Raw genomic sequence first — 18,407 nt, forward strand, 5'->3', positions numbered from 1 at the left:
TATGGTCCAAGATTCCGTTCAAGCCAAAGAGTTCCACCCTTTCTCATAGGGTTGGAACTCTTATTTGGTCATATTTTTCTTGAAGAGAAGAGGGGATAGGGATTAATTGCGCCATTTTCCGCCATGATTGCGTCATTTTTAGAATATTTGCGTCATTTTTTCGTTAATTGCGTCATTTTCAAATTAATTGCGTTATTTTCCAAATAACCCCATCTTGGTTCTGCGCCACGCCCAGCTATTTCCCTTCTGCTCCCTCATCACTTCCACGATTAAACCAATACATAAGAAAAAAGCCCAGTGTAAATCCACCGCTCAATGTGAGGATGAATGTCATCTCGTATTTCCCAAGTAGGAATAAGAACAAAAATATTATGATCCCGACCACAAATGGAAAGTACCAGCGATTCATATCGTCACCACCTAACCTAACGTATTCCAACGTAAAATTACCAAGCGACTGCACCTATTGCCGCTTGGTGAATAATAAATTATCGGATCAACTTCAACAATTCCTCATTGCACTTTTCTTTCTCATCATAAACCAGTCTGTGTCCGCTCTCCTCGAATGGAATCAATGAAGAATCCTTAATGTGTTTGTGGAGTTCGACAGAGAAATTAAAGTCACATGTCTGATCATGTTTGCCATGCATGAGAAGTGTTGGGACGCCAATGTCACTCAGTTCCTTTCGAAGGTCTTCATCCCTCAAAGATTTGGCGCAAGCGATGGTTGCGTGGGCAGAGGCTTCGAGAGCGAGTCCATCAAACCATGAGGAGAGATGATCAGAAACGTCAGAGTGGAAGGAGTTAGTGCCAATATCAGCTAATGTTGCCGGTCGGTCATTTTCAATGTCTCGAATGAGCATATTTACTTCTTCTTTTTTTATTCCATAGGGGAAATCGTCCCTCTGGGTGAAAAGCGGTGCAGCTGGTCCCATTAAGATCAATCTTTTTAAGCTGTCGGTCGCAAATTTCGTTGCGTAACGGATCGCAATTGGTCCACCCATCGAGAAGCCTGCAAGAAAAAAGCTTTCCAAATTCAGTTCTTTGACGACTGCGTCTATATCCTTTGCAAGAGTAGTATAATCATATCCATGAACAGGTTTGTCTGATTGACCGTGCCCTCTTAAGTCCACTCCAATAAAACGGTAACCTTTTTGAGGTAATTCGTTCATTTGATATTCAAACATTTTATGATTCAGCGGCCATCCATGGATAAACACGATCGGCTGCCCTTTTCCAATATCTTCTACAAATAATGAAACGTATGGCTCTACTTCAACGTATCGACCCATTTATCTTGCACCCCCTTCGAATATGAGATACACACTATTTACCCTTTGATAAAAAGGGAAAACGTAACATTGAGCAGGAAGGTCCATGCATTTCATTCCCGCCTTACCAAACCACCCAAATAAGATTATAATGGGAATATCTTCTACCTGAAAAAACAAAAGGGGGTGATCCCATGAAACTGACATTCCTAAGCAGTCTTCGTCTCGTCATGTTCATCATGATCAGTTATATCTATTATTCTTCTGTAGCCAATCTTACAATGGCTCAACTCGTTTATGTGTTCATAGCGGGAGTCGGGTTTATCCTGAATCACATCCTTATGGCGTCCACGAGGAGAAGGATTTATTATCCTCTTGCTCTCGATTTCATCCTGATTACCGGGTTTGTCATTGTTTACCCGGCCTCGTCCCTATACTTGATCCTGTTCGGGGTAAATGCAGTGACACTGTTTTTGTTTACTGAGAACAGACGGATCCTTTGGGGCTTCACGGTCGCCTTTTTCATCATTTGGACGGCTTCGATGTACTATATTTATTTGGTTACAGGTGAGTTTTCCCTCATTGAGAATCTGATTAATTTCAGCTTAATCTTGTTTGAAGCAGTCGTCGGTCGCCTGATCTACAAGCTTTTTCATGCACGGGCCAAAATTGAAGCTCAGTACGGGGAGCTGCAGGATACCCATACGGCGTTGACCGCGGCTCATGAGCAGCTGCATCATTACTCAAAGCAAGTGGAGGAGTTGACCTTGATCCGGGAACGGAACCGGATCTCAGGGGAAATCCATGACACGGTCGGCCATAAGATGACGGCACTCCTCGTTCAGCTTCAGGTTGCGAAAGAGGTGATGGATTCCCGTCCTGACATGAGCAAACAGAAGATGGAGCTCTGTGAGGACCTTGCGAGGGAAACCCTTCAGGAAATCCGCCTGTCGGTCAGGACATTGAAGGATCACGACCAGCCGCAATCCTTCGTTACGACGGTGCGCAAATTGTTGGAGGATTATCAGATGATGACGGGTCTCACGGCAAGCTTCATGGTCAAAGGGGATGTTACGAGAATCCCGATCTCCATCCAACTCGACCTGACCCGGGTCATTCAGGAATCAATCACCAATGCGGTTCGGCACGGTCAGGCAAAAGAATGCAGCGTCGTTCTTGAAGTTTTCGAGTCCAAGATTCAAATCACGATTCAAGACGATGGAAAAGGTACTTCGGACATCAATCCCGGTTTCGGTTTGAAGCATATGCGGGACAGAATCCACGAACATGGAGGGACCACCGTATTTGAAAGCACGAAAGAAGGGTTCCGTGTGAAAGCAACGGTGCCGTTAATAGAGATGAAATGGCAAATGGGGGGATCATAATGGTCAGAATTTTAATCGTGGATGATCAGGAATTAATGAGGGACGGACTTGCCACCATATTGGATTTGAGACAGGAAATCGAGGTGGCAGGTGTTGCCTCGAATGGAAAGGAAGCGTTCGAGAAAGCAGGGGAGCTTCGCCCGGACATCGTGCTGATGGATATTCGCATGCCAATTGCGAGCGGGGTGGAAGGAACGAAGCTCATCACAACCGCCTATCCGGACATTAAGGTCCTCATGCTCACGACTTTTAATGACAGTGAGCTCATCTTTGAGGCATTGGAGGAGGGGGCAAGCGGTTACTTATTGAAGGATATGCCGACGGATGCCATCGTCCAGGCGATCATGACCGTTCAATCGGGTGGCATGGTGCTACCGAAAGAACTGACGGCGGATATCGTCAAGGAAATGAGACGAAATCAGCCGGCAGAACAAATCAACACAGTGCCGGAAATCGTAAAGGAACTGACGGAACGGGAACGGGAGGTTCTTCAATACCTCGGGCTCGGAATGAACAATAAAGAGATTGCAGAGCAGCTATATATATCCGAAGGCACTGTGAAGAATCATGTCTCCAACCTTATCAGCAAACTCCAATTGAGGGACCGGACTCAGGCGGCGATTTTTGCCGTCCGTTACCACATCACGCATTATTGATCCATGACTTTTAGCATAGTACTCCTATGAAATACAGCTATCACAGCTGTATTTTTTTACGTTCAAATTCTATCGCGGGGGGGATTTGGAAAGAGGGAATCCCCGCTATACTTTAAGTATAGTCAAAGAAAAAAGGGTGTGGAGATATGTTAGAGGTGAAAGAGCTGAAGAAAAGCTACGGGAAAAAAGAGGTTGTGAAGGACGTATCCTTTATGATCGAAAAGGGGGAGTCGTTCGGATTGCTTGGACCGAACGGAGCGGGAAAATCCACGACGATTTCGATGATTTGCGGTCTCGTGCCGTATGATCACGGGGAAGTGTTCGTTGCCAGTCAATCGGTGAAACAATTTCCGGTCCTCATCAAAAAGAAAATCGGGGTGGTTCCCCAGGAAATTGCCCTTTATCCAACGATGTCGGCAAGGGATAACCTGCTGTTCTGGGGGAAGATGTACGGACTGACCGGGGCACAGGCAAAGAAACGGGTGGATGAAGTACTCGAAATCGTCGGACTGAAGGAGCGGGGGAAAGACCGGATTGAAACTTTTTCAGGCGGGATGAAGCGGAGGATCAACATAGGAGCCGCCCTGATGCACGAACCGGAGTTGTTGATCATGGATGAGCCGACGGTGGGGATCGATCCGCAGTCACGCAATCACATCTTGGAGACCGTCAAAGCACTGAATGAAAAAGGCATGACCATCATTTATACGAGTCATTACATGGAGGAAGTGGAGTTCCTTTGTAACCGTGTAGGCATTATGGATCATGGAGAAGTGATCGCCCTCGGGACGAAGTCGGAACTGTGCAGCCGCCTTGCGGGAAGCAGCTTCATCCAGATAAAAGTGGAAAACCTATCTGATGAGGCGATGCTGGAGTTGAAAAAGGTAGAAGGAATGGTTCAAATCTCCTTTCAACAAGAAGCCGGCATCCTCGAAGTGTTTGCACCGAACCCCCAGGAAGCAGTGGCCACAGTCATCACCTCAGCGGTCCACGCCGGATTGAAGATCGAATCTGTTGAAATCAAAGAATCGAATCTGGAAACACTTTTCCTGCAGCTGACAGGACGAACGTTACGGGATTAGGAGGAGAAAGAAATGAGCATGTTCACCATTGCATGGAAAGATATGAGGATCCGCCTCAAGGATCGAAAGTCCTTTATCACCCTATTACTTATGCCGATCGTTCTGACAGCCATCCTCGGATCAGCCTTAAGCGGGGCATTCAGTGAAAGTGGATCGCTTCCAGAACTGACTGCTGGTGTCGTCGTGAACACACACGATGAATTGACAGACCAATTCCTTCACGACACTTTGCAGGGAAAAGAATTGAAGGACAGCATCACCTTAAAGAATTATAAAACAGAAGCCGCCTTACGGAACGCCACCGAGGAGGGGAAAGTGGATGCCGGCCTCGTAATCCCTGACGGTTGGGGAGAAGGGATATTGAAGGGGGAAACCGTACCGGTCAAGATATTCAAAGATCCTGGTAAAGACATTCAGTACTCCATCCTTTCCACTATCACCGAATCCTTCACGAACCGTGTAACAACGGTATCAGCTACTACACGGACCGTGGGTCAGGAGTTAAGCTCGGCTGTACCGTTGTCCAATCAGAATATCGACTTTTCCGCTACAATGAAGGATCTATCAGAAGAACTTACTGCAATTGCAAATTCAAAGGAAAACGGGGTCATCACTCAAAAAGACGGCAAAGAACCCCTTTCCGGCATGCAGTATTACGCAGCTGCCATGGGAGTTATGTTCCTCCTGTTCAACACGACCATGGGAGCCAAAATGATCATTCAGGAGCGGAACACGGACACATTGGCGAGACTCATGATCAGTCCCATCCGCCACTCATCCATCATAGGAGGAAAATTCCTTGGCACCCTTTCGTTCACCTTCCTTCAGTTCACAGTGTTTGTCATTGCTACCCATTATCTTTTTGGAGTAAACTGGGGCAGTAATGTTGCGCAGCTCATCCTACTCGGAGTCGTATACTCCATTTCGGTTTCGGGGCTTGCCATGATGCTTGCCGGTTTCATGACTGAAGAAAAGACGGTTGACTCCATCGGTGGAATTGGTGTTCAGGTTCTCGCACTTCTCGGAGGTTCGATGATTCCGTTGGCTTCGTTTCCAGAGGCTATGCAGGAATTCGCCTCCATCGCCCCCAATAAATGGGCCCTCGGCGGCTTTCTCGATATCATGAACGGGACGTCGTGGGACACCATTACCCTGCCTGCAATGGTACTCGTACTGATCGGCATTGCCTCATTGTGGATCGGTTCACTGAAATTAAAGCTTAGATAAGGAGAGAAATCGGATGAGAAAAATCATCAGCATAGCCCGATTTGAAGTGAAACGACTTTTTCAAAATCGCCGGACATTCCTTCTGCTGTTCGGAATGCCCCTGTTATTCACGTTCATCTTCGGAGGAGTCATAAACGGGGATGGGGGATATAAGCCGGAGATTGCCGTGGTGGACGAAGACCAGACGGGAACGTCACAGGCACTGATCAATGATATGAAAACAAGCGATGCCTTTACCTTCTCAAAAGGAGAGGCCAAGAGAGTTGCCGATCAGTTCGACAACCAGGAAATAACGGGATATATCTCTGTGGAAAAAGGATTCGAAGCAAAACTTCAAAATCAGGAAAAACCGGAAGTCGTCTTTGTTTCAGCTCCTTCCTTCGAAGGGGCGGCCCTTGTGGAACAGCTCATCAATGACAGCCTCGAGAAACAGAATGTCAGCACGGCTGCTGCCAACCTTTATCAAGAAACAACGGGTGAAAATCCGGCCGCCATCCAGGAAAAAATCTCAGATGAACTGACGCCTGAACCGGCAGCTGTTGAAACCGTCTCCGTTACGAAAAATGAAAACATGCAATCGATGAACAATCTGACTGCGCGTTCAGCGGGCTTCACGATCATGTTCGTCATGATCGCCATGCTATCGAGCACCGGTATTCTTCTCGAAGCGCGACAAAACGGAGTCTGGTATCGGATGATGTCCACTCCTGCCACCAAGCTGGAACTCTTATGTGGATACATGCTGGCATTCTTCCTCATCGGCTGGATCCAGTTCGGAATACTGATGACTCTGTCACAGAAGATTTTTCACATCGAATGGGGCAACACGTTCGCCAACATGGTTCTCGTTTCAAGTCTGCTTCTCTGCAGCATCGGACTTGGTCTCTTTCTTGCCGGATTCGTCAAAACGTCAGAACAGCAATCAGTTTTCGGGAACCTGATCATCATTTCCACCTGCATGCTTGCAGGAGTCTACTGGCCGGTTGACATCATGCCGGACGGAATCCGGAACGTCGCGAAATTCCTTCCCCAGTATTGGGGGATGGAAGGGTTTGCTGAGTTGACTGTAAGAGGTGGCGGCATTGGAGATATCGTTACCCCGGTTGGGATCCTCCTTGGGTTTGCGGTTGTGTTTTTGATGGTGGGGTTGAGAAGGGTGAAGTTTGAATAGAAGGAACAAATGAGTAGAAATAAGAATAAGCCATGGCCCCATGGCTTATTCTATATTCTGATGACCAAGTAATCCCCGTTCGTCATCTGGACTACGTCAGCCTTTAATCCTTTTGCGATATCAACGGTCATTTCTTTCAATTCCTCACGATCATCGCTGTATAAAAGCAGCGGTCCCCCGTTGATCACTCTGTCCCGGTTTGACGTTAAGTAGGCTAGTATTTGATAAGGTGGTTTCATTGAATTTTCCCTGCCCAAGAAGGATCACCCTTTCAAGTTGGTTTTCATGACAGCATGAGATTTTTTCGTGCTTTCGAGTAATGGACATTTTTTGACGGCCTCGATGAAAGCATCGATGTCGCGTTTGATCGGAACAAGGGTGATCATGACCTTTCCATCTTCATAGTCTTTTCTGGTGAATTGATAACGTTTGACCCCCAATGCCCTGCATGCTTCAAATAAGGCGGCCTGACGCTGACCGAAGTTATCAAGATTGATCCTGAAATGATTTTCTTTCGGGTAGATGACGACAGCCATTCCTTCTTCAGAAAATAGCTTTTCAGCATTGTCCGTACCAAGGAGGTTGCTGACATACATGTCATCCACATACAGGGAAGAATGTTTTACGACCACTTTTCCTTCTTTGACTTCTGCAATATCGCCAATCGTTTTTCCCTTGGTGAATCTCTGCAAATAATAGAGGAGAGCGAAACCTGTCAGGGCACCCCCTGCAATACAGATCAAAAGGTTATCCAGATCGAATGCGTTTTGGAGAAGGGATATCGTAAGGGACGTGACGAGTGCCACGATAAATGCCAAGTAATTTCTGGCTTCGAATGTCTTGGCGATTCCATCTATGTAGGCTTTCCCCCGGTAGGTGAACTCTGTTTCCTCCAAGTCGCTCAAACTTTCTTTCTCCATTTTTCGGACATCCCTGAATTGCTGGAGGGCAAGTGTGAGGAACGTTACAGCCACAAAGTTTTTGCTTAATAGAGCAGGAATCGCCACAGCTCCCAAAGCCGCTGCTACAAAACCCGTGATGATTTGAATGAAAAAGCCGTTCGGATAGCTGGGATACTGCCTGAAGTCTTCTTTGATCGTCAGGATCCTGGCCATTGTTCCGATGACTATCGCACTTGTTATGGTATATAGTTCGTTTGCAGTCAAACCAGTTGATTCCAAGGATCTCACCTCAATTCAATGGGTCAATCTGGAATAGTATAGGGAAATGGCAGGAGAATTATGCGGTGTGGGGGTGCGAAGACACAAGAAAGCCAGGCAATTCATTCTGCCTGGCTTACTTCTTCTGATTAAAATAACTGACTGCCGTCATCCGGCTCAATAGAGCGACGGTAAGAATGGACAGGATCATGTGAACGGACGATGTGACAGGGCTCAATTCTTCCGTTTTTACAACAAATCCACCAAAGGTTGTCAGAATGGATAGGAGAATCAAGAGTAAGGAGGATTTCCTCATGACGTTAAACCTCAACGCAAGGAAGACGGCATATCCTATGAAGAATAACGCAATCATACCGAGCAATCCGTGTATCACATAAGTGAAGTTGGCCAGTTCCACATCCGTGTTCTTGACTTCAAACAGTAATTGGCTGAGCTGAAAATGTTTAAACAAGGCACCGATTAACACCTCGAGCATGAGTGCTGAAAACCCAATCAATAAGGGTTTCTTTACTTCATTCAACTTCATGTTTCCAGTTCCTCTTTGTAATCCTTCATGAAGGAAAATAAGAGAGATTAATAGAAAGAGGCTGAACATAACATCGAGTGTCGTGAAACCGGTCGGCGTTCCGAGCAGAACATTCATCCCGCCAATCATCGCCTGAGTAAATAAGAGAACCAGGGATAGTAACGAGATGACTTTGACAGCTTTATCCGTTGTCTTTCTCCAGGCAATGATGGCATTGATCAGAATGACCAGTCCGAGCAGTGTCGTGAATAACCGGTGAGAGTATTCGATCACGATGCGATAATTGGTGATATCCGGGATGATTTTCCCGTTACAGATCGGCCAATCACTCCCGCATGCATCGCCTGAATGTGTCGCTACGACCAGGTTGCCGAGCACTAATGCAGCAATGGTGACGATGATCGTAAAGAACGAAAATCTATTTTTCATATCATTGTAGTCCTTTCGTGTTAGAATCAATCATATATTGATATCTGTTCATATACTAACAGGATTGTGAGAAGGAACACAATCGATTGACGTCAATGTCACATAACGTTCATCTATGGGTAGAAATGATTGGAAGGCTGGTTTGCAAAAAAAATTAGACGGTGAGATTTCTTCCGGATATCTAAACTGTTTGACAGGAGCATGTTCTTTTTTTTATCATATAAATAAGAATACATGAACACATTGTCATATATTGAAATAGAATAGGAGTGTCGACATGCGAAAGAATAATAATCAGGAAGAAAATGTAGTGGGGCTGAATGGGCATAAACAGGATGAAAAAATAGATGAACCGTGTGTGGAGATCGATGAAGAAACGTTATTTATCGTCACTCAAACGTTTAAAGCATTATCCGAGCCGACTCGTGTAAAGATTCTTCATCTTTTGGCGCAAAAGGAACACTCTGTTAATGATATCGCGGAAAAGCTGTCGCTGCTTCAAACGACCGTATCTCATCAGTTGCGGTTCTTGAAAAATTTACGACTGGTCAAATATAGACGCGAAGGCACGACACTGTACTATTCTGCCGATGATGATCATGTCATGAACATGCTTCAGCAAACGATGCACCATGCGAGACACCACTAAGGAACACTGGGGGAGTTCAAAATGGACGAATATAAGCTTCAAGGACTCACGTGCGGAAATTGTGCGAGGGAAATGGAAGAGGAAATCAATAAGCTTGAAAATGGAGAAGGCTCGAGAATTCTTTATAACAGCAGCAAATTAATCCTGAATAAAGGCGTGGATATGCAAAAAGTGGAGAAGATCCTTTCTTCGGATGGAGCCGCCCTCGTGAAGGATCACGGGGATGAACATTCCCACGACCATTCCCACGAGCATACCAACAGCAGTCACATGAAGATCCTGCTTGGGATTTCAGCCATCATCTTTTTTTCAGCGATCTATGTGGATTCGCAGTTGAATAATCTGGTACCGGTCATCATGTATTTGACGGCTGCTGCGACAAGCGGATATCCCACCTTCATCAAGGGAGCAAAGAATGTACTGAAATTCAAATTCAATATTGATACCCTTATGACGATCGCCTTGATAGGCGCATTTTCTATCGGTGAATGGAAAGAAGGGACGCTTGTAGCCATTCTATTCGGCGTCAATGAATTGCTTGAAGGAATGGGCATGGAAAAGGCAAGGAAGTCCATGGAGGAATTATTGAAGGTTGCGCCGAAAGAGGCGATCCTGATCGAAGGGGACCAGGAAAGAACCGTTCCGATCAGTTCGTTGAAAACAGGGGATCTTGTCCTTGTGAAATCAGGACAGAAAATTCCGTCAGACGGAATCGTCGAATCCGGTAAGAGTTCCGTAAATGAAGCGGCCATCACGGGTGAGGCCATGCCGGTGGAAAAAGAAAAGGATGAGAAAGTGTTCGGGGGAAGCATCAACAACGAAGGGGTACTCAAAGTAAGGATTTCGAAAGAGTACAAAGATTCTTCCCTTGCGAAAATCCTGCATTTAGTTGAAGAGGCGCAGGAAACCAAGACCCCGACAGAACAATTCATCAATCGATTTGCACGGTATTATACACCGATCATCATGATCGTGTCCGCATTGGTGATACTCGTTCCTCCCCTTCTATTAAATGGGGATTGGGGAGAATGGTTTTATCAAGGGCTCGCGGTACTCATTGTCGGATGTCCGTGTGCATTGATTCTGTCGTCTCCGATTGCGATCGTGTCCGGGATTGCCCGCAATGCGAAAAACGGAATCCTTGTGAAAGGCGGCGTATTCCTTGAGCAACTCGGGAAAATTGATACCGTTGCATTTGATAAAACGGGTACGCTCACCAAAGGACATCCGTATGTAGAAGAAATGACCGTTTACGATCAAGAAAACTTTTTCCGAATTGCCGGTTCAATCGAAAAATCATCATCACATCCGATTGCAAAGGCCGTCATGAAAAAGATCAGCGAAGACTCAGTAAACCAGGCATTCTCGGAACCTGAAGACATCAACACCATCTCGGGTCAAGGCGTATCCGCCATGATCGAAGGGAAAAACTACAGAGTCGGAAACGAGAAAAGCCTCGAATGCCCCATTCCGTCTGAAGTCGAGCAAAAGATCCAAACGATGAAAGCGAATGGGTATACCCTTGTGATCGTCTCAAGCGATACAGAAGTTCTTGGATTATTCGGCATCACGGATGAAATCAGGGAAGAAAGTAAGGAAATCATCCAAGACCTTTATTCTGCCGGTATTAAACAGGCAGTGATGCTGACGGGAGACCATGATAAGACGGCTGAAAAAGTGGCAAAGCAAGTGGGATTGACAAATTATTATGCAGGTCTCCTGCCAGACGAAAAAGTCGCTAAAGTAAAAGAACTCACAAGTCAGGGTAAAGTGGCCATGGTCGGTGACGGAATCAACGATGCCCCTGCTCTTGCCACGGCAGATCTGGGGATCGCCATGGGCAAGGGAACAGACAGCGCCATTGAAACGGCCGATATCGTGCTGATGCAGGATCATCTCGGCAAACTTCCCTCCGCGATCAAGATTGCGAAAAGGGTCAATAATATCATTAAGATCAACATTTCCCTGGCATTGGGGTTAAAATTGATTGCATTACTCCTGACCATTCCGGGACTACTGACACTATGGATTGCCATCCTGTCTGATATGGGTGCAACCATATTGGTTACGTTGATTAGTTTGACGGTAATGGTGGGGGAGAAGTCGAAGGCATCAAATTAAATGAAAGGAGCGGGACGATCCCTGCTCCTTTCATTTTTTTATTGGGCATTACAGGTTTTCACAGCTGTTTAGTAGAATAAACATGCGTAAAGGCAATTTCAAGAATGGAGGCATTCAGAATGAAAAAACTGCTTATCTTCGGAGCAAGTGGATTAGTGGGGAAAGCGCTGGTGGAGGAATGTAAAGATTCCTTTGATGTATATGGGACCTATGCAACCCGACCGGTAGATCTGCCTCAAGAAAAACAATTTCAATTAGAGGTCAGCGATACGGATCAGATGAAGGATATGGTCAAAGCTTTACGGCCAGATGCCATCATTTCATGCCTAAGAGGCGAGTTCGATCAACAGCTTGAATTTCATCGGGAGCTCTCATTGGAAATCAGAAACACAGAAAGTACACTTTATTATTTTTCCACGGCCAACGTGTTCGATGGGGATTTCACGAAGCACCATACGGAAGAAGACACCCCGAACGCTGCATCACCTTATGGAAAGTTCAAGATAGGGTGTGAAAAAATGTTGCAGGAATTATTACTGGAACAGGCCGTCATGATACGAATTCCGCAAATATGGGGGAAGAAGTCTCCGAGACTTGACCAACTCAAGAGTGGGATTGAGGAAGGCACGATTGATGTGTACAGTAATCTGGTGTGTAATCATCTGACGGATGAATTATTGGCCAAACAGTTGAAATACATCATTCTTCATCACCTTAAAGGAGTTTTTCATCTGGGTGCGATCGATATGATGACACAGGCTCAATTCGTAGAGGAATTAGTTGGCAATCTTACGAATAAAGATGTTACGTTTCATGATTGCCTGCTTGAAGATAAACCGGAGACATTTCATTTTGGGTTGAAGAGCATTCGAAATGATCTTCCGGAGCGATTGGTGAAGACGAATAGGGCATTGATAAGCGATTTAGTTTAGTCAGATCCTGTTGAAATAGGAGGTTTACAAATGTTTGATACATTTAATTTTGACCTGATTTATCATGAAAGAAATGATGCAACCCCATTAGTGGTCATGATGTGTGGTGTTGCTGGTTCTGGTAAAACGACTTTTTCACAAATATTGGAGCGATCTGGGTTTGCCCGCCTTTCAATCGATGAAGAAATATGGACAACTAATGGCCGATGGGGGATTGATTTCCCAATGGAAAAGGTTGAGGTATATAGAAAAGATGCAGAAGAAAAATTGCGCCATCGTTTAATAGAATTCATTCAAGATAAACAGCAGGTGGTGATTGACTTTAGTTTTTGGGACCGTGCAAGAAGGAATCAATATAAAAAACTGATCGAGGATTCCGGAGGTAAATGGATACTTGTTTATTTAAAGGTTCAACCACATGTTTTACGTGAACGACTTACGTTACGGAACCAGCGTTTTGATGCAAATTCCTTTCCTATTTCAGAAGAACTTTTAACGTCATATCTTAATGGTTTTGAAATACCTAAAGGAGAAGGGGAAATAGTGATAGACAATTAAAAGGTAGTAAGTAATAGTGCAGCCCCTTGCTTTTTGAACAAAAGCAGGATTTTCCCTCCCCATCTCAGAATACATAGTGAAAAAGGAATGGAAGGAGAATGGGTATGAATGTTGAGAAACAGATTTTAGAATGGTTCACTCATTTTCACACTCACCCGGAAGTGAGCTGGAATGAATACGAAACGACGAATACGCTTGCAGGGATCCTCGATGAACTGAATGTGAGCTACAGGAGATTTTCTGATGTGACAGGGTTGATCGCTGAAATAGGTGAAGGAGATGAAGTGACGGCTGTACGCGCGGATATCGATGCCCTTTGGCAAGAGGTGGACGGGGTGATGCAGGCGAATCATTCCTGTGGTCATGATGCCAATATGTCGATGGTTCTCGGAGCACTTCTTTATTGCCTTCAGGATCCTCCAAAAGATAAGCGGATCCGTTTCATTTTTCAACCTGCAGAGGAGAAGGGGAATGGATCGCTGACCATGATTGAGAAAGGGGCACTTGAGGATGTCGGTTATTTATTCGGGGTTCATTTGAGACCGAAAGAAGAATTGGGTCATGGGTCCTTTTCGCCTTCAGTTCATCATGGGGCAGGCATTTACATGGAAGGGAAAATAAGAGGGGTTGATGCGCACGGTGCGAGACCCCATCAGGGGAAGAATAGCATCGATGTGTTGGCGGCCATTCATTCCTTTTTAAAAACGATCTATTTGTCTCCATTTGAATCATATTCTGCCAAACTGACAAAGCTTGCTGCAGGAGGGGGGAATCTGAACATCATTCCGGGAAATGCGGAGTTTGCAATCGATGTACGTGCCCAGAAGAATGAAGTGATGGAAGAAATACAGCGCCGCCTCGAGGATGGGGTCGATGCTATCGCCAATCTGTACGGAGTCACCATTGAGTATGAATGGACAGACTATACACCTGGGGCGGAAGTGTCTGCTGATGCTGAGGTTGTCACGAGGGAAGCGATTCGATCCATCGCGGGTGAAGAAGCATTGGCTCCGCCGGTCATGACATCGGGCAGTGATGATTTTCATTTTTACACGATCAAGCATCCGGAAGTGAAGGCGGCGATGATCGGGGTCGGTGCGGATTTGACTCCCGGGCTTCATCATCCGGACATGACGTTTAATGTTTCAGCATTGAATCAAGCTGCAAAAATAATAGCTGAGACGTTAAAAAAGGCATCATTCTGATTGGAAACGGTACCAAAAACGGATTGACGACTCCAACTTCTGCCCTTATGATACTCATATAGCGACTATTTAACGACAATTAGGAATAGTCAAAAAACTGAGTGCTTTCAAGGGGGAATTTGGATGAAGAAAGAAATGTCTTTTTGGCTGGCAATCATACCATTGCTTGTCATGATCACCGTAATGGCCATTACAATCGTGGTTTTGGAGCAGGGGCCGCACATTCCTCTGATCATCGGTACGGTCACGGCTGCACTTGTCGCCTGGTTTTCGGGGTTCAAGTGGAAGGATATAGAGGAAGCGATGTATAAGGGGATTCGTCTTGCTTTACCTGCCGTCGTCATCATCATGCTTGTAGGATTGACGATCGGTGCGTGGATCGGCGGCGGAGTCGTGGCGACGATGATCTATTATGGTCTGAAGATGATCACACCTTCGCTTTTCCTTTTATCAATTAGCGTCATTTGTGCAGTTGTGTCGCTGGCGATCGGGAGTTCCTGGTCAACAATGGGGACAATCGGTGTTGCGGGCATGGGAATCGGCATCAGCATGGGGATTCCGGCTCCGATGATTGCGGGTGCCATTATTTCCGGTGCTTATTTCGGTGATAAGATGTCGCCACTGTCAGATACAACGAACCTGGCTTCGGGACTGACCAACACAGATCTATTTGTACATATCCGCCATATGCTTTACACGACGATCCCGGGCTTTGTGATTGCCCTGGCTGTTTATGCTTATTTAGGAAGGAACTTTGGGAAAAGTGGGGTCAATACGGAGGACATTGAAAAAACGATCGGGGTTCTGCAGGACAGCTTTGTTGTTTCACCATTTTTACTGATTGTACCGCTGCTTGTCATTGTGCTCGTTGCACGAAAGGTTCCGGCCATCCCGGCTCTGATCGTGGGAATCATTCTTGGATTTGGCGCACAGGTATTCATTCAGCATGATTCGTTTGCGGATGCAGTTTCGGCTCTTCAAAGCGGATACGTGATCGAGACGGGGAATACGATGGTCGATGATCTGTTTTCCCGCGGAGGTCTCGATTCGATGATGTACACGGTCTCGATGACGATCGTCGCGATGACCTTCGGGGGGATCTTGGAACACACAGGTATGCTTCGTGCCATCGTCAACCAGATCCTTAAGGTGACAAAGACATCGAAAGGCTTGGTGGCTTCCACTGTGGTTTCTTGTTTTGCCACGAATGCATCATGCTCTGAACAGTATATTTCTGTCGTGGTGCCTTCAAGGATGTATGCGAATGCCTATAAAGAAAAAGGGCTGCATTCAAAGAATCTGTCGCGTGCCCTTGAGGACGGGGGGACGTTGACATCGGTCTTCATCCCATGGAATACATGCGGGGTCTTTATTTTAGGAACGCTAGGGGTCCATGCATTTGACTATGCTCCCTATGCGGTGTTGAATTTTATCGTGCCGATCATTTCCATCATCTATGCCTTCACGGGCTTCAGCATCACCAAACTGACTGAAACCGAAATGAAAGCCGCCGAGCAGGAGGATGCCACACTTTCCTCCTGACCCGGTCAATAAATGGGGAAGGTCAGTTCATAAATGGCCCGCGGCCTTCCTTGAGCATACGTCATTTCTTCGCCAATGATTTTCGCCGAACCGTTGTCGACAAGCTTCTTCAAGATCCGTTCCGTGGAGCGCCGGGTGATTTGCATATAGTCAGAAAGCTCTGCCGCAGTGAAATCACGGGACGAACGGGATTTGGAGAATTGAATGATTTTGGATAGGTTCGACGGACTTAATTTTAATTGTTTGGCAAGGGACAGCATTTCGGGAGTATCATTTTTCAGATGCTGTTTCTTGCTTTTATCAGGATAAGGTCCTGACAACTCTTTATCCTCATTTAGAATAAAGGCGCAGCCATCACAATCAACCTTTTTGGCAAATGACAACGCGGTCTCTGCGTTTGCCTCTGCCTGCGCTGCCGTATGACCGTATCCGAATCCTGCAAGCACGGGGTGTTCAAGTTGAAACAGGGAAGGGAAGTCGGTACTTTCCAGGAAATGTTCGATGCTTCCCCTATTGCTGTAAATCGTGTAAGCATCATCCCCATGTTTTTGAAGTGATCCCTTCATCAAGCGGGCAAACTCATGAAGATGTTCATGTTCGCCATCCCATTGTTGGACTGAAAGACGGACAGCAGCAATCGTGGCTGCTTTTCGTTTAGAAAGAAGGGATTGGGAATATGCTTCATCGATGGCCCGTATCAGTGACTTGGCAGGGTCGATCATTCTCATGCAAGGAATTTGCAACTCGATGAGCCGGTCATAAACAGCATGGATGCTCGTTAAGGCCATCTCCGTTTTACCATCTTGAAATAACTGCCGGTGGAAGTCTGTATAGTCGTTGATGTTAAAGTTGTGGGGCAGGCTCTCTTTATAATCCATCACATATTGGGGCGGGTTCTTGAGGTGTAAGTCTGACTGGGCGTGATCGATGAAAGAACGATCCATCAAATCGATGGACACGCGGTCTGGTTCAATCCTATGATGGTGCAGGATATAAAGCAGTGATGTCACAAGGGCCGTTTCATCCTGTTCAAGGTAAAGGACCGGGACAGTAAGTGTGCGGCAGGCTTGTTCTGAAAAAAAGTAAGGCAGTGCCCCGGAAAACAAAACGGCATCACAGGGTGTGATGTCTTTCATAAGCTTACTTGCTTCCTGGGGTTCACCGTAAATATAGGGGACCAGTTCGATACCATTCAAATCAGAAGCAATGGACGTCTGGACACGTTCTAGGAACTCCCTGGACCCAATCAGGGCGATTTTCGTTTTCATGACAAGCTCCTTTCTGAATTAACGACTATATAACGACATTATACCAAGGAGAAATAAAATTTGTTAGTTTAAGGAGTGTTTATCTTTTGATTATAAAGAAAATAAATCTGTATGCCATCCGATTACCACTGAAACAGCCTTTTATCATCAGTTACCATACATATGATGATATGCCTTCTATCATTTTGGAAATGGAGACGGACGAAGGAATTATTGGATATGGGGAAGCGGTGGCTGATGAACATGTGACAGGCGAAACGTGGGAAAGCACATTTCAAGTGCTTCAGCATACCCTCGCCCCGAAACTGATCGGGGAGAATCCTTTTCATATTGAACGAATTCATGAGCTGATGGATAAAGCCATTTACAATGCCCCGACAGCAAAGGCTGCCATCGATATCGCTTGCTATGATGCCATTGGGAAAAAAGTGAATCAGCCTGTCTATCAGCTGCTAGGCGGCCGTTATCATGACGAATTCCAGCTTACCCACGTCCTGAGCATAACAGAGCCGGATACGATGGCAGACGAAGCGGCCAGTATGATCGAGGAAGGATTTCAATCCTTTAAAATGAAGGTTGGAACCGATATCGATCAGGATATTGAAAGAATACGGAAGGTCAGGGAACGTGTCGGGTGGGACGTGCCGATCCGGGTGGATGTGAATCAGGGCTGGAAGAACAGCAGTCAGACGCTGAAGGCACTGCGGCATATTCAAGACCTGAACATCGATTGGCTTGAGCAACCCGTCTTGGCAGATGATGTAGATGGGATGGTCCGGATCAAATCGAGGACAGATATCCCGCTCATGATCGATGAAGGGCTGAAAGGCGTACGTGACATGCGTGAAATCATCCAGAAGCAGGCAGCGGATAAAGTGAATATCAAATTGATGAAAAGCGGAGGAATCTACCCGGCAGTCAAACTGGCCCACATGGCTGAGATGGCAGGGATGGAATGCCAGGTCGGTTCGATGGTCGAGTCATCGATCGCGTCAGCAGCCGGATTCCATGTGGCTTTTTCCAAAAAGGTCATCATTAGTGTAGAATTGACGGGACCGATTAAATTTTCACAGGACATCGGAGACCTGCAGTATGACGTCCCATATATCCGACTGTCGGATAAAGCGGGTCTCGGTGTGAAAGTAGATAAAGATATTCTGGAAGAGTTGACTGAGTTCAAGAGTATTATAGAGTAAGGAGCATA

At 46.0% G+C, this 18,407-nt stretch carries 18 protein-coding genes; 12 read left to right on the plus strand and 6 right to left on the minus strand.

Annotated features, from left to right (window positions below):
* Positions 1-235: 235 nt before the first annotated feature.
* Positions 236-409, minus strand: a complete 174-nt coding sequence (locus tag NQ095_RS07585; protein WP_258262885.1) for a hypothetical protein — start codon at positions 407-409, stop codon at positions 236-238.
* A 79-nt stretch (positions 410-488) separates the two neighbouring features.
* Positions 489-1,292 (minus strand): alpha/beta fold hydrolase, encoded by an 804-nt coding sequence (locus NQ095_RS07590; RefSeq protein WP_258262886.1) that lies wholly within the window; start codon positions 1,290-1,292, stop codon positions 489-491.
* 173 nt (positions 1,293-1,465) lie between these two features.
* On the opposite strand from NQ095_RS07590, the gene NQ095_RS07595 reads away from it, so the two are divergent.
* The 5 genes from NQ095_RS07595 to NQ095_RS07615 all read left to right on the plus strand — a co-directional run bounded on the left by NQ095_RS07595 (position 1,466) and on the right by NQ095_RS07615 (position 6,792).
* Complete coding sequence (locus NQ095_RS07595) at positions 1,466-2,656, plus strand: sensor histidine kinase (protein ID WP_258262887.1); 1,191 nt, start codon at positions 1,466-1,468, stop codon at positions 2,654-2,656.
* Positions 2,656-3,312: a response regulator transcription factor gene (locus NQ095_RS07600; protein ID WP_258262888.1), complete on the plus strand. Its 657-nt coding sequence runs from the start codon at positions 2,656-2,658 to the stop codon at positions 3,310-3,312. The genes NQ095_RS07595 and NQ095_RS07600 overlap by 1 nt, the downstream gene beginning before the upstream one ends.
* Positions 3,313-3,458: 146 nt before the next feature.
* Positions 3,459-4,394, plus strand: a complete 936-nt coding sequence (locus tag NQ095_RS07605; protein WP_258262889.1) for an ABC transporter ATP-binding protein — start codon at positions 3,459-3,461, stop codon at positions 4,392-4,394.
* A 12-nt stretch (positions 4,395-4,406) separates the two neighbouring features.
* On the plus strand, positions 4,407-5,621 hold the full coding sequence (locus NQ095_RS07610; RefSeq protein WP_258262890.1) for an ABC transporter permease: 1,215 nt from the start codon (positions 4,407-4,409) through the stop codon (positions 5,619-5,621).
* 13 nt (positions 5,622-5,634) lie between these two features.
* Entirely contained in the window at positions 5,635-6,792 is a 1,158-nt protein-coding gene (locus NQ095_RS07615; RefSeq protein WP_258262891.1) for an ABC transporter permease, read from the plus strand.
* A gap of 50 nt (positions 6,793-6,842) precedes the next feature.
* Here the strand turns inward: NQ095_RS07615 and NQ095_RS07620 are convergent, their stop codons facing one another.
* The 3 genes from NQ095_RS07620 to NQ095_RS07630 form a co-directional block, all read right to left on the minus strand.
* Positions 6,843-7,031: a capping complex subunit for YIEGIA gene (locus NQ095_RS07620; protein WP_258262892.1), complete on the minus strand. Its 189-nt coding sequence runs from the start codon at positions 7,029-7,031 to the stop codon at positions 6,843-6,845.
* A 24-nt stretch (positions 7,032-7,055) separates the two neighbouring features.
* Positions 7,056-7,907, minus strand: coding sequence for a YIEGIA domain-containing protein (locus NQ095_RS07625; RefSeq protein WP_375162826.1), 852 nt, complete (start codon positions 7,905-7,907; stop codon positions 7,056-7,058).
* A 181-nt stretch (positions 7,908-8,088) separates the two neighbouring features.
* Entirely contained in the window at positions 8,089-8,928 is an 840-nt protein-coding gene (locus tag NQ095_RS07630) for a COX15/CtaA family protein (RefSeq protein ID WP_258262894.1), read from the minus strand.
* A 277-nt stretch (positions 8,929-9,205) separates the two neighbouring features.
* Here NQ095_RS07630 and NQ095_RS07635 point away from each other — a divergent pair, with 277 nt between their 5' ends.
* The 6 genes from NQ095_RS07635 (at position 9,206) to nhaC (ending at position 15,935) form a co-directional block, all read left to right on the plus strand.
* Positions 9,206-9,577: an ArsR/SmtB family transcription factor gene (locus NQ095_RS07635; RefSeq protein ID WP_258262895.1), complete on the plus strand. Its 372-nt coding sequence runs from the start codon at positions 9,206-9,208 to the stop codon at positions 9,575-9,577.
* 21 nt (positions 9,578-9,598) lie between these two features.
* The gene (locus NQ095_RS07640) at positions 9,599-11,698 is read left to right on the plus strand and encodes a heavy metal translocating P-type ATPase (RefSeq protein WP_258262896.1); all 2,100 of its coding nucleotides are present in this window, start codon (positions 9,599-9,601) and stop codon (positions 11,696-11,698) included.
* Positions 11,699-11,817: 119 nt separating this feature from the next.
* Positions 11,818-12,630: a sugar nucleotide-binding protein gene (locus NQ095_RS07645; protein WP_258262897.1), complete on the plus strand. Its 813-nt coding sequence runs from the start codon at positions 11,818-11,820 to the stop codon at positions 12,628-12,630.
* Between the two features lie 30 nt (positions 12,631-12,660).
* A complete protein-coding gene (locus NQ095_RS07650) occupies positions 12,661-13,188 on the plus strand; it encodes a P-loop nucleotide/nucleoside kinase family protein (protein ID WP_258262898.1) in 528 nt (175 codons plus the stop codon).
* A gap of 104 nt (positions 13,189-13,292) precedes the next feature.
* On the plus strand, positions 13,293-14,393 hold the full coding sequence (locus tag NQ095_RS07655; RefSeq protein WP_258262899.1) for an amidohydrolase: 1,101 nt from the start codon (positions 13,293-13,295) through the stop codon (positions 14,391-14,393).
* A gap of 123 nt (positions 14,394-14,516) precedes the next feature.
* Entirely contained in the window at positions 14,517-15,935 is a 1,419-nt protein-coding gene (gene nhaC, locus NQ095_RS07660; RefSeq protein ID WP_258262900.1) for a Na+/H+ antiporter NhaC, read from the plus strand.
* A gap of 5 nt (positions 15,936-15,940) precedes the next feature.
* On the opposite strand, the gene NQ095_RS07665 is transcribed toward nhaC, so the two are convergent.
* Positions 15,941-17,203 (minus strand): transcriptional regulator, encoded by a 1,263-nt coding sequence (locus tag NQ095_RS07665; RefSeq protein ID WP_258262901.1) that lies wholly within the window; start codon positions 17,201-17,203, stop codon positions 15,941-15,943.
* Positions 17,204-17,289: 86 nt separating this feature from the next.
* On the opposite strand from NQ095_RS07665, the gene NQ095_RS07670 reads away from it, so the two are divergent.
* Positions 17,290-18,399, plus strand: coding sequence for a mandelate racemase/muconate lactonizing enzyme family protein (locus NQ095_RS07670; RefSeq protein ID WP_258262902.1), 1,110 nt, complete (start codon positions 17,290-17,292; stop codon positions 18,397-18,399).
* The last annotated feature ends 8 nt before the right edge of the window (positions 18,400-18,407 follow it).

Origin of the sequence: Rossellomorea sp. SC111 (genome assembly GCF_024733565.1) — a bacterium.
Taxonomy (GTDB): Bacteria; Bacillota; Bacilli; order Bacillales; family Bacillaceae_B; genus Rossellomorea.